The organism is Actinokineospora auranticolor, assembly GCF_041897805.1.
GTDB classification, from domain to species: Bacteria; Actinomycetota; Actinomycetes; order Mycobacteriales; family Pseudonocardiaceae; genus Actinokineospora; species Actinokineospora auranticolor.
Window position 1 is genome coordinate 7,701,723 of sequence record NZ_CP154825.1, and the last position, 13,870, is coordinate 7,715,592.

16 protein-coding genes are annotated in these 13,870 nt (G+C 71.1%); 6 read left to right on the forward strand and 10 right to left on the reverse strand.

Translation table 11 applies throughout. From position 1 onward, the window contains the following. Nucleotides 1-148: 148 nt before the first annotated feature. On the reverse strand, nucleotides 149-2,065 hold the full coding sequence (locus tag V5P93_RS33610; RefSeq protein ID WP_104478092.1) for a DUF6596 domain-containing protein: 1,917 nt from the start codon (nucleotides 2,063-2,065) through the stop codon (nucleotides 149-151). Continuing rightward, on the reverse strand, nucleotides 2,062-2,388 hold the full coding sequence (locus tag V5P93_RS33615; protein ID WP_104478091.1) for a YciI family protein: 327 nt from the start codon (nucleotides 2,386-2,388) through the stop codon (nucleotides 2,062-2,064). Before V5P93_RS33615 ends, V5P93_RS33610 begins: the two co-directional genes overlap by 4 nt. A gap of 132 nt (nucleotides 2,389-2,520) precedes the next feature. Between V5P93_RS33615 and V5P93_RS33620 the strand changes: the two genes are divergently transcribed. From V5P93_RS33620 to V5P93_RS33635, 4 genes are all read left to right on the forward strand, one after another. Beyond that, nucleotides 2,521-2,883 (forward strand): DUF1801 domain-containing protein, encoded by a 363-nt coding sequence (locus tag V5P93_RS33620; RefSeq protein ID WP_104478090.1) that lies wholly within the window; start codon nucleotides 2,521-2,523, stop codon nucleotides 2,881-2,883. Between the two features lie 63 nt (nucleotides 2,884-2,946). Next, nucleotides 2,947-3,525: an HhH-GPD-type base excision DNA repair protein gene (locus V5P93_RS33625; RefSeq protein WP_104478089.1), complete on the forward strand. Its 579-nt coding sequence runs from the start codon at nucleotides 2,947-2,949 to the stop codon at nucleotides 3,523-3,525. A 130-nt stretch (nucleotides 3,526-3,655) separates the two neighbouring features. Next, the gene (locus V5P93_RS33630) at nucleotides 3,656-5,059 is read left to right on the forward strand and encodes a serine/threonine-protein kinase (protein ID WP_245931154.1); all 1,404 of its coding nucleotides are present in this window, start codon (nucleotides 3,656-3,658) and stop codon (nucleotides 5,057-5,059) included. 58 nt (nucleotides 5,060-5,117) lie between these two features. Next, nucleotides 5,118-5,498, forward strand: a complete 381-nt coding sequence (locus V5P93_RS33635) for a bacteriophage spanin2 family protein (protein ID WP_374065119.1) — start codon at nucleotides 5,118-5,120, stop codon at nucleotides 5,496-5,498. Nucleotides 5,499-5,601: 103 nt separating this feature from the next. On the opposite strand, the gene V5P93_RS33640 is transcribed toward V5P93_RS33635, so the two are convergent. Beyond that, on the reverse strand, nucleotides 5,602-6,006 hold the full coding sequence (locus V5P93_RS33640) for an SsgA family sporulation/cell division regulator (protein ID WP_104478087.1): 405 nt from the start codon (nucleotides 6,004-6,006) through the stop codon (nucleotides 5,602-5,604). A gap of 129 nt (nucleotides 6,007-6,135) precedes the next feature. Next, nucleotides 6,136-6,774, reverse strand: coding sequence for a TetR/AcrR family transcriptional regulator (locus tag V5P93_RS33645; protein ID WP_104478086.1), 639 nt, complete (start codon nucleotides 6,772-6,774; stop codon nucleotides 6,136-6,138). Nucleotides 6,775-6,851: 77 nt separating this feature from the next. Here V5P93_RS33645 and V5P93_RS33650 point away from each other — a divergent pair, with 77 nt between their 5' ends. After that, nucleotides 6,852-7,793: a zinc-binding dehydrogenase gene (locus tag V5P93_RS33650; protein WP_104478085.1), complete on the forward strand. Its 942-nt coding sequence runs from the start codon at nucleotides 6,852-6,854 to the stop codon at nucleotides 7,791-7,793. A gap of 3 nt (nucleotides 7,794-7,796) precedes the next feature. Here the strand turns inward: V5P93_RS33650 and V5P93_RS33655 are convergent, their stop codons facing one another. Further along, nucleotides 7,797-8,612, reverse strand: a complete 816-nt coding sequence (locus V5P93_RS33655; RefSeq protein WP_245931153.1) for an inositol monophosphatase family protein — start codon at nucleotides 8,610-8,612, stop codon at nucleotides 7,797-7,799. Nucleotides 8,613-8,691: 79 nt separating this feature from the next. Continuing rightward, the gene (locus V5P93_RS33660) at nucleotides 8,692-9,675 is read right to left on the reverse strand and encodes a malate dehydrogenase (protein ID WP_104478084.1); all 984 of its coding nucleotides are present in this window, start codon (nucleotides 9,673-9,675) and stop codon (nucleotides 8,692-8,694) included. A 218-nt stretch (nucleotides 9,676-9,893) separates the two neighbouring features. On the opposite strand from V5P93_RS33660, the gene V5P93_RS33665 reads away from it, so the two are divergent. Beyond that, complete coding sequence (locus tag V5P93_RS33665) at nucleotides 9,894-10,721, forward strand: helix-turn-helix transcriptional regulator (RefSeq protein WP_181043364.1); 828 nt, start codon at nucleotides 9,894-9,896, stop codon at nucleotides 10,719-10,721. Here the strand turns inward: V5P93_RS33665 and V5P93_RS33670 are convergent. Genes V5P93_RS33670 through V5P93_RS33685 form a run of 4 tightly spaced genes read right to left on the reverse strand, consistent with a single transcriptional unit; the run spans nucleotide 10,711 to nucleotide 13,809 of the window. Further along, on the reverse strand, nucleotides 10,711-11,016 hold the full coding sequence (locus V5P93_RS33670) for a DUF3017 domain-containing protein (RefSeq protein ID WP_245931152.1): 306 nt from the start codon (nucleotides 11,014-11,016) through the stop codon (nucleotides 10,711-10,713). The genes V5P93_RS33665 and V5P93_RS33670 overlap by 11 nt on opposite strands. Then, nucleotides 11,013-11,867 (reverse strand): bifunctional methylenetetrahydrofolate dehydrogenase/methenyltetrahydrofolate cyclohydrolase, encoded by an 855-nt coding sequence (locus V5P93_RS33675; RefSeq protein ID WP_181043363.1) that lies wholly within the window; start codon nucleotides 11,865-11,867, stop codon nucleotides 11,013-11,015. The genes V5P93_RS33670 and V5P93_RS33675 overlap by 4 nt, the downstream gene beginning before the upstream one ends. Nucleotides 11,868-11,890: 23 nt before the next feature. Further along, a complete protein-coding gene (locus tag V5P93_RS33680) occupies nucleotides 11,891-12,820 on the reverse strand; it encodes a DMT family transporter (RefSeq protein ID WP_104478081.1) in 930 nt (309 codons plus the stop codon). Nucleotides 12,821-12,822: 2 nt separating this feature from the next. Next, the gene (locus tag V5P93_RS33685) at nucleotides 12,823-13,809 is read right to left on the reverse strand and encodes a TrmB family transcriptional regulator (RefSeq protein WP_104478080.1); all 987 of its coding nucleotides are present in this window, start codon (nucleotides 13,807-13,809) and stop codon (nucleotides 12,823-12,825) included. Between the last annotated feature and the right edge of the window lie 61 nt (nucleotides 13,810-13,870).

Here is a 13,870-nt window from a genome sequence, read left to right on the forward strand (position 1 = left end):
CCATTACGCATGCCTCCGCTCATTATGTTGTTTGCCACCGGAACACCAGACGCAGCTATATTTCTCGCCTGCTTACGATTATTCCGCTGCTGGGCACCTGTTGTTCTACCTGTCGCCGGTCAAAGCCTTCGACCGGTGGACGACGTGGTCAGCCGGTTCTGAGGCCGCGGAGGGTGTAGCCGTCGGGGTCGAGGGCGCGGGTGGCCTGTTTGAAGAGGTATTCGGCGCGTTCGTAGGAGAGGCGGCGGCGGCCGGTGTGGGGGCAGAGGTCGTCCGGGGACGGGGTGCGGGCGGGACCGGGGCGGCGGTCGCTGAGGAAGAGCGGGCCGGAGGGGCGGTCGGCGACCAGGGCGGGCAGGAGCGCGGCGGTGCCGGAGCGCCAGGTGACCCAGGTGCCGCGGACGCGGGCGCGGCGGTCGGCGAGGTCCAGGTGCTCGATGTTGATGGCGAGGACGGTGGTGACCTTGGCTTCGGACTCGTGGAGCAGGCGCCAGAGGGTCTGTTCGCGTAGTGGGACGTCGGGGAGTTCCCAGATTCCTTGCAGCGGGGCGGGTTTGGCCGGTTCGCTGGTCTCGGGACGACGTTCCAGTTCGCCGTCTAGACTGTCCAATGAGGACCACTTGGCGAAGGTCCGGACCGCGGAGAGGTGGCGGTTCCAGGTCTTGGGGGCCGCTTTGTCCCATGTGGAGTTGAAGACTGTGGCGATGTCGGTCGCCGTTGTGGCGTCGAGAGGTTTGTTGTCGCCGAGCGATCGGCAGAGGCGACGCAGGGTTTGGGCGTAGGAGCGGATCGTCGAGGGGCCCAGGTCTTCGCGGGCGAGGAAGTCGGCGCAGGCTTGGCCGAGGGTGCGCGTGGTCGGGGTGGGGACGATCGCGTCGGCGCGACGGAGGAGGAAGGCGCGTTCGGCGGCGTTGGTGGTGAGGTTGGCGGCGCGCTCGAACTCTAGGCGCGCCTGTGTTTCGCGGCCGAGGCGGAGGAGGAGATCGCCGCGGACGGCCGGGAGCAGGTGGTAGTCGGGCAGGGAGATGGCGTCGGTCAGCGCGAGTCCGGCTTCGGGGCCGTGCGCCATGCCGACGGCGACGGCCTGGTTGAGGCGGACGACCGCGGTCGGGAGGACGCGGACCAGCGCCGCGTACAGGGCGGCGATGCGCGGCCAGTCGGTGTCGTCGGCGCTGCGGGCCTGGGCGTGGCAGACGGCGATGGCGGCCTGCAGGACGTACGGGCCGGGTGGGCCGCCGATTTGGCGAGCGCGAAGCATCGCCGTGAAGCCGCGGTGGATGAGCAGTCGGTCCCAGCGGCCGCGGTTCTGCTCGTGGAGCTGCACGGGTTCACCGTCCGGCCCGGTCCGGGCGGCGGTGCGCGACGCCTGGATCTCCATGAGCGCGACAAGACCGTGCACTTCGGACTCTTGCGGGGCCAGTTCGGCCAGCAAACGCCCCAACCGCAAGGCTTCCTGGCACAGCGCGGGGCGTTGCAGGTCGTCGCCGGAGGTCGCGGAGTAGCCCTCGTTGAAGATGAGGTAGACCGCCTCCAGTACCGACGACAGGCGCGCGGCCATGGCGTCGGGCTCGGGCAGGTCGAACGGCACCTCGGCCAAGGCCCGCTTGGCCTCGGCGATCCGGCGGGTGATGACGGCTTCGGTGACGAGGAACGCCCGCGCGATCTCCGCGGCGGTGAGCCCACCGAGCAGGCGCAGGGTCAGGGCGACACGGGCGGGGGTCGGGAGAACCGGGTGGCAGGACAGGAACATCAGCCGCAGGACGTCGTCCTTGTCCTGCGCCGCGTCTTCCTCCCGGACCTCCCTCGCCAACTCCGCTCGTTTGCGGTCCAGCGTCTCCGCGCGCCGGATGTGGTCCACCGCCCGCCGCTTGGCGACGGCCATGAGCCAGGCGCCCGGGTTGTCCGGGACGCCCGACCCGGGCCACTGTTCCATGGCCGCGACAAGGGCGTCCTGGGCCAACTCCTCGGCCAGGCCGACGTCGCGCACGAGCCGCGTCAACCCGGCGACCAGCCGCGCCGCCTCCAGTTTGAAGACGGCGTCGACCGCCCGCCGGACGTCGGTCACGGACCGAAGACCTGCTGGATGACGCTCTCCCCGTCACCGACGATCTTGCGGAACCGCCGGGTGAGCTCGATGGCTTCCTCCTTGGACCGCACCTCGACCAGCGCGAACCCGGCGACGGCCTCCTTGGCCTCGGCGAACGGCCCGTCGGTCACGGTGATCTCGTCCCCCTTGGACGACACCCGGATCCCGTCCGGCCCGAGCCCCCCGGTGGCCAGGAGCACCCCCGCCGCACTCAACTCCTCGACGAACGCGGCCATGTCGGCGAACAGCTTCTCGTCCGGGGTGCTGTCGCCGGAGTCCTTGGACATCATCAGGTAGCGCATTCGTCACTCCTCAGTCGGTGGGGTAGTTCCACCCACACGTCGAAGAAGATACCTGACAGGGAATGGACCCATTCCCTGTCGCATCCCCCAACCGACGTACTGCCACCAGCCACACCCGAGAGGACCCGCCGCATGCCGAAGCCCACCGTCGCCGAGTACGTCGCCAACGTTCCCACCACCCTCCGCCCCCTGACGGAGTCGCTGGTCGGGGCCATCGACGCCACCTTCCCCACGCCGGCCGCCATGTGGCACGGCCACCCCGTCTGGAGCCTCGGCGAAACCCCGGGCAAGACCCCGGTGTGCTTCGTGAAGGCCTACACGAAGCACGTCACCCTGGGCTTCTGGAAGGGCCAATCCCTCACCGACCCCACCGAGTTGTTGGCGGGGAGCGGCAGCCAGCAGATGGCGTCGATGAAACTGGACGAGACGACGGTCCTGGACCCGCCCCAACTCCGGTCCTGGGTCGAGGAAGCCCGGTCTTTGGAAACCCCCTGACCACAAGAGAGCCGCGATCCCACCATCGCCGCCCCGACCAGGCCCCCGTGCCACGATGACCCCATGACGCCGAAGATCTGTATCGCGCAGAACCCCGACGCGGACGCCCTGCTGTCCGAGAGCCCACTTGCCCTCTTGATCGGCATGCTGCTCGACCAGCAGATTCCTATGGAGGTGGCGTTCAACGGGCCCTTCAAGCTCTACACCCGGCTCGGGAACTCGTTGGATGTGAATGTTGTGGCGGAGTATGACCCCGATGAGTGGGTGGCCTTGTCGACCACCCCGCCTGCGATTCACCGGTACGGGGCGTCGATGGGGAAGCGGGTGCAGGTGCTTTGTCAGTACCTGGTGGCCGAGTACGACGGAGATGTCTCGGCGATTTGGGAGCGTGGGGAGCCGGATGGTAAGGAGGTGCTCAAGCGGCTCAAGGGGCTTCCCGGGTATGGGGAGCAGAAGGCGAAGATCTTTTTGGCGTTGTTGGGGAAGCAGTTGGGGGTTGTGCCTGTGGGGTGGCGGGAGGCGGCTGGGGATTACGGGGTGGTCGACTCGCGCAAGTCCGTGGCTGATGTGACCAGTGCGGAGACTCTGGCGGAGGTTCGGGCGACCAAGAAGGCGGCGAAGGCGGCGGCCAAGCAGGGGTGACGAGGGCAGGGCAGGGCAGGGCAGGGCAGGGCAGGGCAGGGCAGGGCAGGGCAGGGCAGGGCAGGGCAGGGCAGGGCAGGGCAGGGCAGGGAGAGTCTGCCTCGTGGGGGCGGGGAAGTAGATTCCACGCGTGCGTGATGTGCCTTCTCCACCGCAGATCGCGGGGCTCAGCCTGGCCGGTCCCCTCGGCCAGGGCGGGTTCGGCACGGTCTTCCTCGCCCGGCAGGACCGGCTGCACCGCGATGTCGCCGTCAAGGTGGACAACCGGGTGTTGCAGACCGACCGGGATCGGGATCGGTTCTTGCGCGAGGCGCGGGCCGCGGCGCGGTTGTCGGGGCATCCCAATGTGGTCAACGTGTACGACGCCGGGGTCACGGCCGACGGCAGGCCCTACATCGTCATGGAACTCTGCACCGGCGGCTCGCTGTCCGATGTGCTCAGCCAGCGCGGGCCGCTCCCGTTCGACGAGGTTGTCGAGATGGGGGCGAAGCTGGCCGACGCACTCGCGCACGCCCACCAGGTCGGCATCCTGCACCGGGACATCAAGCCGGCGAACATCCTGGTCAACTCGTTCGGCGCGGTGAAGTTGGCGGACTTCGGGCTCGCCGCGATCCTTGACGCCCATGCCGAGAGCACGGTCACCGTAGGTGCGCTTAGTCCCTACTACGCCGCTCCCGAGGTTTTCGCGCAAGCTGCACCAACCGCCGCCGGGGACATCTACTCCCTCGCCGCCACGATCTACACCCTCGCCTCCGGGTCACGCCCACGAGACATCCCCTGGCCCGCCCAGTCCCTCGACAGCCTGATCACGGCACTTCGCGCCCCCGTCCAACCCGTCCCGAACGCGCCCAACGCGCTCAACGCGGCCCTCTTGAACGCACTGCATCCGGACGCCGCGAGGCGTACTAGCACCGCGGCGCAACTACGGGACGAACTCAGTGGTCTTCGTCCGATTCGGCCTATGCCGCGTGTTGCGACGGACAGGGCTAAGACGGCACGGATAGCGGTAGCCGTGGTTGCGGTGCCTGTCTTGGTCGCTGCCGGGTTCTTCGGTCGAGGGCTGTTCGGGCATGGGAAGGCACAAGGTGGTGGGGCGAACTCCCCCACTACTACGACTGCGAGCAGCACCGCACCGGCCATACCTGCGGGGTTGGCGAACTGCGCCGACAGCGACGCTCACGGCCTCTGCGCGGTCGACAAGTGCTTCGGCGGCATCGTCAACATCGCCGACCTCGACGTCCGGGCCACCCCGATGGACTGCGACGCGAAGCACAACTGGCAGGCGTTCGCGGGCACGCTGCTACCCGACTCGGAGGCCGAGATGACGCTGACGGAGATGGCCGCCCTGCCCGAGGTGCGGCGGGCGTGCTCGAAGGAGTCCATGGCCGCGCGCACCAAGCCGGGCAAGGACACCGGGGGCTGGGACATCGAGCCGCTGCCGGTCAAGGCGCGGGGGCAGAGCAAGGCGCACCTGTTCTGCCTGGCCAAGCCGGAGGGGACGCAGCCCGCGGGCAGTGCGTTCGTTTCGGGCTGAGGTCCGGGCAAAACGGATACGCTGTCGTCGACCTGACCTCTCACCCGATGGGGGCATGATGCGATCCCGGCTGGCGACCACCCTGGCCGCGGCCGCCCTGCTCGGCGGCCTGACCGCGTGCGACACCGTGCGCGAGGCGACCGGCGCGGCGAGCAACGCGGCCGACAAGACCAGCGTGTGCCTGGAGGCGCTGAAGCTGGCCAACTTCACGCCCAGCACGCAGGACGTGTCGAAGACAGCGGACGAGGCCAAGAAGACCGCGGAGGACCTGACCGCGCTCAGCGCGAAGACGGCCGACCAGGCCGTCCGCGACGCCATCAACGACATGGCGACCAAGGTCAACGAACTGACCGTGCCCGACGTTAGCCCGAGCAGCATCACCGCCTGGGCCCAGAACAAGCTCGACGCCGTCAACGCGCTGAGCCAGGCCTGCCTCTGACCCGCCGACCGGCGGCGGACCAGCCGCGAAGGTGACCGCCGACGCCCGACAACGACGACCGCCCGCCCCGGCTCCCGGGGCGGGCGGTCGTCGGGTGGTTCGGTCAGACGTTGGTGATCTCGTCGATGAGGCCATCGATGTCGAAGTGGTCGCTCTCGGCGCCCATCGGGACGATCTCGGTGGTCGCGGCGAGGAAGCCCTGCACGGCGGCCAGGTCCATCTCCAGCACGGCGTGGCCGTCAGGGGACTCGATCTCCAGCGCGAGCACGGGGCGGCCGTCGCTGATCTCCGGGCTCAACCGCACGTCGCCCTCACCGGCGGGGCGGGTCAGGCCCTCGGCCAGCAGGTCGCGCCCGAAGATCCACTCGACCCAGCGGTCGGAGTCGGTCTGGAACGCCGCGACGACGGTGAAGGGCTCGTTCGCCCGGTAGCTCCAACGCGAGCGGACAGGAGTGCTGCCGCCGTAGAGCGAGATGATCTGCTCCGAGTGCTCGGTGTTGCTGGTCATCCCGTTGCCTCCTGTCCCGGTGTTCGCGCTGGTGGTTGGCGAACCGTCAGCAGGGAAACGCATTTGGCGGCAGCCCGTGATGCCATTAGCCAGACGTTCACGCTATCGGGGTATACAGCCTCGAATGGGTTAGCCGTTTAGCACCGATTTCACCGCGTCTCGGTATAGCTGGGCCACGTCGAAGCCCATTAGGGCGAACTGGCCGGTGAGTTCGAGACTGAGCAGCCCGTGCATGCGTGACCAGCCGACTACCGCCTGTCGAAAAGCCGACGGCGCGACGCCGACACCGCGGTCGGTGAGCCACTGGCCGAAGCTCTCGTCGACCGGGCACGCGGGCGCCGGGAGCCGCTCGAGGACCTGCGCGAACGCCAGCAACGCGCGCTGAGCCGCGGCGATCGTCTCGGCGGGGGCGGCGTAACCGGGCACGGGGGTGCCGAAGAGCAGCAGGTACCGCTGCGGCCCGGCCAGCGCCCACTCGCGGAAGGCCATGGCCATGGCGGTGAGCGCGACGACCGGTTCGGCCGCGCGGTGCTCGGCGGCGGTGGATTCCAGGGTTTCGGCCAGGTCCTGGTACGCCTCGGAGATCAACTCGGTGAGCAGCGCGTCGCGGCTGGGGAAGTAGCGGTACAGCGCGGGCCCGGAAAGGCCCATTCGGTGCGCGATCGAGTTGACCGAGATACCGCCGGGCCCGTTTTCCGCGAGTTGCGCCATGGCGTGCGCCTTGGCCTCTTGGCGCACCTCTTCGCGATACCGCTCGCGCCTGCTCATCACCCCTCCTTGACAGCTCGATGGTAACAGGCTCAAGCTTGCGTTAGAGCTTCTAACTTTGCGAGAGGGTGTTACGAATGGAAGAGGTTGTCGCAACGCGTCGCGGCGGGCCCGAGGTGCTGGAGCTGCGCACCCGCGAGCTGGTCCGCGACCTGCGGAAGGCCCTGGTCCGGGTGACGGCGGCGGGGGTGGGTTCGGCGGACCGGGAGATGCTGTTCGGCCGCTTCTACGCCCAGCCCGAGTTCCCGTTCGTCAGCGGCTACGACCTGGTCGGCACGGTCGTGGGGGGTGCACTCGCGGGCAAGCTGGTGGCTGCGATGCCGCGAGGTGGCAGCTGGGCCACCGAGGTGCAGGTCGATCCCCGCCAACTCGTCGTCCTGCCGGACGGGACCGACCCGGCGAAGGCCGTCGCGCTGATCACCGACGGGGTCACCGCCTGGCGGATGGTGCACCGCGTGGCCACGGTGCGGGCCGGGCAGACCGTCCTCGTGCACGGCGCCTCGGGTGGGGTGGGTCGGCTGCTGGTCCAGCTCGCGCGCCAGGCCGGGGCGTCCGTGGTCGGGACGGCGTCGGCGGGCCGGTTGACCGAGGTCGAGGCGCTGGGGGCGGTGGCGCTGGACTACCGGAAGCCGGTCCAGCTCGACGCGGACGTCGTGTTCGACCACATCGGCGGCAGGCACCTCGTCGACTCGTACCGGATGCTCAAGCCCGGCGGCACCCTGGTCAGCTACGGCAGCAAGGCCGACGGCGACGCGTCCGGGTCGCCCCTGCGCCCGTTCCTCGTCATCATCGCCCGGCTGCTCGGCTGGGAGGCGCGCAGGCTCACCGGGCTCGGCCGCGGCCGGAAGACCCGGCTGTTCAACGTCAAGTTCGACGCCGCCTTCCCCGCCGACCTCAACGCCGTCCTGCGGGCCGACCTCGACGTCCCCGTCACCGAGTACCGCCTCGACGACGCCAAGACCGCGCTGGCCGACTTCCTCGACCGCCGCGTCACCGGCAAGGCCGTGCTCGTCCCCTAGCGATCAGCCCAGCACGGTCTCGGCGACCTCGTCGGCCAGCCGGGGCGTGGCCGCGGCGATGCCGGACCAGCGGCGGGTGAGGTCCGGGTCGAACTCCAGGGTCCGGCCGCGCGCGTCGACGACCGCCCCGCCCGCGGCGGGCACCGTCACCATCGCCGCCGCCAGGTCGACGATGCGCAGGGTGTCCGAGCCGGGGTCGGCGAAGGCGTCGACCGAGCCCTCCGCCACCAGCACCGACTCCAGGCAGGTGGTCCCGAGGATCCGCAGCCTGCCCGCGCGGTCGGCGACGCGCAGCCACTCGTCGCGGGCGTGCGGTTTCGGTCGGAGCAGGCAGACCGCGGCACCGTCCAGTGTGGTGCGTCCGCTGGTCCGGTACGGAGTGGACTGACCGGCGCGCGCCCACCACGAGCGGCCGGTGTCCAGCCACACCGTCAGCGCCTCGGTGGCGATGGAGTCGCGGGCCAGCACGCCCGCGAAGCAGGACAGCGGCACACCGGACGCGGCGTTCGACGAGCCGTCGAGCGGGTCGATCACCAGCGTGGTGGCCGAACCGCAATCCACGAAACCGGCCTCTTCGGACAGCAGGTTCACCCCGTGCCGCTGGGCGGACTCGGCGATGGCGTCCTCGACGATCGAGTCGACCCGCATGGTCGGCGTGCCGTCCGCGCCCATCGCCAGCTCCTCGGCCAGTTGCGGCCGGGTGTGCAGGCGCCGGGCCTCGCGGTACGCGGCGGCCGCGGCGCGGGCGGCGTCGGCGAGCACCGGGTGCGTCGCCTGGGCTAACTGGGGCTCCGGCACCGGCCACGGGATCAAGGTCACCCCCGCACCGTAGAACACGAACGGCGGCTCGCACGGGCAATCCCGCGCGAGCCGCCGTGTCAGCGTCGGACCAGTCGGATCAGATGAGGCCGAGCGCCCGGACCGCGTCGCGCTCCTCGACCAGCTCGGCGACCGAGGCGTCGATGCGGGTGCGGGAGAACTCGTTGATCTCCAGGCCCTGGACGATCGAGTACTCGCCGCCCTGGCAGGTCACCGGGAACGAGGAGATGATGCCCTCGGGCACGCCGTAGGAGCCGTCCGACGGGATGGCCATCGAGGTCCAGTCGCCCGCGGGCGTGCCGAGCACCCAGTCGTGGATGTGGTCGATGGCCGCGTTGGCCGCCGACGCCGCCGAGGACGCGCCGCGCGCCTCGATGATCGCCGCGCCGCGCTTGGCCACGGTCGGGATGAAGCTCTCCGCCAGCCAGGTCTCGTCGTTGACGATGTCGGCGGCGGACTTGCCGTTGACGTCGGTGTGGAAGACGTCCGGGTACTGGGTGGCCGAGTGGTTGCCCCAGATGGCCAGCCGCTTGATGTCGCCGACCGACACGCCCAGCTTCGACGACAGCTGCGAGATCGCGCGGTTGTGGTCGAGGCGGGTCATCGCGGTGAAGCGGGCCGCGGGCACGTCCGGCGCGTGCTGCTGGGCGATGAGCGCGTTGGTGTTGGCCGGGTTGCCGACCACCAGCACGCGGATGTCCGAGGCGGCACCGGCGTTGATCGCCTCGCCCTGCGGCTTGAAGATGCCGCCGTTGGCCTCCAGCAGGTCGCCGCGCTCCATGCCCTTGGTGCGGGGGCGGGCGCCGACGAGCAGCGCCACGTTCGCGCCGTCGAAGGCCTTCTTCGCGTCGTCGGTGACCTCGATGCCACTCAGCAGCGGGAACGCGCAGTCGTCGAGCTCCATCGCGGTGCCCTCGGCGGCCTTCACGGCCTGCGGGATCTCCAGCAGCCGGAGGCTGACCTGGGTGTCGGGACCGAGCAGGGCACCGGAGGCGATGCGGAAGAGCAGGGCGTAGCCGATCTGGCCGGCCGCGCCGGTGACGGTGACGTTGACGGGTGCCACTTGGCAGATCCTCCCGAGACAGATGGATGATTCAGCGCCAGCGGTCACGCGGCAGTCGGTGCCCTGTCGGCGACGTCGCCCGGCAGGGGGGAGGCTACCAAGCAGGGCGCCCGCCGACCCCGCGCGGTGAGCAGGGTCTCGACCCCATCGGGTGGACTTACCCCGACAAGGCCCCTCACCAGTGGTTACTTCCTCCCGAGCACGGAGATCATGCCTGGGTGACGCTCCACGCACCGGACACCACGGTCCGGCTGGAACTGCTCGGCGAGGAACTGCGGGCGCACCGCGAGACCGCCGGGCTGAGCCTGGCCGACGTGACCGCCAAGACCGGCATCAGCACGTCCAAGCTGAGCCGGTTGGAGAACGGGCGCAGGCCGCACAAGGTGGACGACGTCACCGCGCTGCTCGTCCTCTACGGCGTGCGCGAGGCCCACCGCGACGACCTGCTCGCCCTGGCCCGCGACGCCGCGGAGCCCACGGCGTGGCCGGAGCAGCGGCCGTCGGCGACGCTGCGGGTGCTGGAGTCCAAGGCCGAGATGCTGGTCGACTTCCAGGCGGCGCTGGTGCCCGCGCTGCTGCAGACCGTGCCGTACGCGCAGGCCGTGCTGCGCGAGGTGGACATGGTCGAGGAGCGCGCGATCGAGGACCGCACCACGGACCGCATCCGCCGCCAGGCCGTGCTGCGCAAGGCGCAGCCGCCGCGCTACTACGCGATCCTCACCGAGGCCGCGCTGCGCACGGTGGTCGGCGGGAGCGACGTGATGCGCGGTCAGCTGCGCTACCTGACCGAGGCGGGTCAGAAGCAGAACGTCACGATCCGGGTCGTCCCCCGGTTGCACCACGGGCACCCCGGGCTGCGCGGGTCGTTCCGGCGCATGCAGTTCCACCGCCGCGGCGCGCTGGTGCTGCTGGAGAACCGCACGTCGAGCCTGTTCGTGGAGGACACCGCCGAGGTCAAGCGCTACGACCAGGTGGTGGTCGAGCTGCTCAGCGTGGCGTTGGACGAGGCGGCCTCGGCCCGGCTGATCACGGAGCTCAGTGGCTGATCGGCCCGGGTTCGATGGTCACCGCGACGGCGATGACCAGCACCCCGAACAGCCCGTAGAGCAGCAGGTCGATGGCCCGGCTGCGGATCGCGAGCAGCCCGGCCTGCTCGTCGCGCAGCAGCACCCGCAGCCCGCCCGCGAGCAGCAGCGCGAGCCCGATCCAGAGCGAGCCCTCGCGCCAGTAGTACTGCATGATGCGCACCAGGCCGAGCACCACGACCGCCATGACCATGGCGAACGGCAGGTGCACCAGGACCGGGTGCCGCCCGCCGCCGCGCTGCGGTGGGGAACTCACGCGGGCAAGCCCCGCTCGGCGGCGTCGACGGTGTTGCTCAGCAGCATGGCCACGGTCATCGGCCCGATCCCGCCGGGCATCGGCGCGAGGTACCCGGCGACCTCGCGCACGTCCGGGTGCACGTCGCCGACCAGGCCCGCCTCGGTGCGGGTGACGCCCACGTCGAGCACGACCGCGCCCGGCTTGACCATGTCCGCGGTGATCAGGCCCGCGTTGCCCGCGGCGGCCACCACGATGTCCGCGCGCCGCACCTCGGTGGCCAGGTCCTTGGTGCCGGTGTGGCACAGGGTGACGGTGGCGTTCTCGCTGCGCCGGGTCAGCAGCAGGCCCAGCGGGCGGCCCACGGTGACGCCGCGGCCGACCACGGTGACGTGCGCGCCCGCCAGCGGGATCTCGTAGCGGCGCAGGATCTCCACGATGCCGACCGGGGTGCACGGCAGCGGACCGGCGTCGCCCAGCACGAGCTTGCCGAGGTTGGTCGGGTGCAGGCCGTCGGAGTCCTTGGCCGGGTCGACCCGCTCCAGCGCGCGGCCCGCGTCGAGGTGGCCGGGCAGCGGCAGCTGGATGAGGTAGCCGGTGCACTCGGGGTTGGCGTTGAGCTCGTCGATGACCGCTTCGAGCTCGGCCTGCGTGGTGTGCGCGGGCAGGTCGCGGCGGATCGAGTTCAGGCCGATCTTCTGGCAGAAGTTGTGCTTGCTGCGCACGTAGGCGTGTGAGCCGGGGTCGTCGCCGACGAGCACGGTGCCCAGCCCGGGCACGACACCGCGCGCGGCCAGCGCCTCGACCCGGGTGCGCAGTTCGGCGAGGATGGCGTTGCGGGTGGCTTTGCCGTCAAGGATCTTCGCGGTCACGTACCCCATTCTGGCATTGCCTCTTATCCACGCACCGCGACCCGTGCCCGTCCGCTCGGGACCGCGGCGAGCCCGGCGGCGAGCAGCGTGACGACCGTGCCGACGAGGGTGGTCACCTCGATGCCGCCGGAGGCCAGGACGTCGAGCAGCACGGCGCCTGCGACCTGCGCCGCGACCGCGCACAGGCCCACCAGCAGGGCGCCGATCTGCCGGACGGCGAACACGGTGGTCAGCAGCAGCACGACCCCCAACGTCCCGCCGAGGTAGAGGCGCGGGTCGGACGGCGGCGCGGCGGGCAGCCCGGTCGCGAGCACGTCGACCAGGCAGGCGATGACGAGGAACACCGTGCCCACGGCGAAGTTGACCAGCGCGGCGAACCCGACGCTGCGGGTGGCCGCGCCGACCAGCCCGTTGGCCGCCTGCGCCCAGCCGATGCCCGCGCCCGCCAGCGCCGGGACCAGCGAGAGCCACAGGTGGTCCGGTGTGGACAGTTCGTCGGAGACGGCGATGCCGACGGCGACGACGGTGAGCAGGGCGCCGAGCGCGCGCGTCGGGGTCACCGGGCGCGGGTCGCCGGGGCCGAAGCCCGCGCGGTCGACCAGCAGGCTGCTGACGACCTGGCCCGCGACGCCTGCCACGGTGAACATGGCCACGCCGAGCAGGGTCACGGTGAGGCCTTGGGAGGTGACGTAGCAGGCGCCCGCCGCGCCGCCGAGGCACTGCCACGGGCGGATTTCCCCCGAGCGCAACGCGGCGGTGAACCGCGGTGCGGCCGACCGCCACGACGGTGTCGCGACGACGATGACGACCAAGAGGACCAGTCCGACGCCGAAGGACGTCAACGCGGCGAAGAGCCCGTCGCCGAACGCGTGGCCCAAGGCGCCGTTGACCTTGCTCTGCACCGCCAACGCGAGCCCCGCGAGCAGGGAGGCCGCTACGGCTAAGAGGCGCACGGTCAGATCCACCGGTGTCGGACGGCGTGCACGGCGAGTTGGAAGCGGGAAGTGGCGCCCGCGTGGTCCATCAGCCGCTGGAGGTGGCGGAACACCGTGCGCCTGCTCACGCCGAGCTGGCGGGCGATCGAGTCGTCGTTGGCGCCCGCGGCGAGCAGACCCAGCAGCCGCTGCTCGATCGGCTGCACCGGCGACGGCGCGCGGGCGCCCGCGTGCAGCGGCACGGCCAGCCGCCAGGACGCCTCGAACAGCCCGATCAGCGCCGAGAGCAGACTGGACGGCCGGACCACCAGCAGCGACCGGTTGACGTCGGCCTCCGCCACGGGCAGCGACACCGTGGCGAACTGCTGGTCGACGATGGTCAGCTTCACCGGCACCTCGGGCAGCACCCTGGCCTGCTCCCCCGCCGCCACGCACGGCTGGATGTTCTGCGCGTAGCGGCCGGGGTCCTCGATCGCGGCGCGCGCGTAGACCACGCGGTAGGTCACCTCACCGCGTCCCAGCTGCTCCAGCTCCGCGTTGTTGACGTGTCCCTCGGCGAAGTACGGCGGCGACTCCAGCCTGCGGATCTCGGTGCGCGCGCTCAGCTCCATCTGCTGGATGCGCTGGGCGATGGCGGTGCCGGTGACGACCTCGATCAGGTCGTCGGTGCGCTGCGGGGAGACCGCGCGGCGGAAGGTGTCGTAGGCGTTGAGCGTGGCGACCCTGGCCTGCTCCAGCTCCGACTCGCGGCGGCGGCTGAGGATCTGCAGCCCGGAGCCGGGTGGGACGGGGGTGATGACCAGCCCGTCGGGGCCGCCCGCGCCGAGCAGGCCCGCGTCGACGAGGGTGCGCACCGACCGGCGCACGCCGTCGACCGGCCCGGGCAGGCCCGCCGCGACCTCCTCGGCCGTGGCGGGGCCGGTGCGCAGGAGGTAGAGGTAGGCCCGGATGTCGTCGTCGGGCAGACCCAGCCTGCTCAGGTGCGGCGCGAGGTCGCCGTCGGACATGCTCCTCCTTCGGGTGGGGCGGCAGCAGGCTGGCACAGTTGTGACGCTGACACCAAACCGC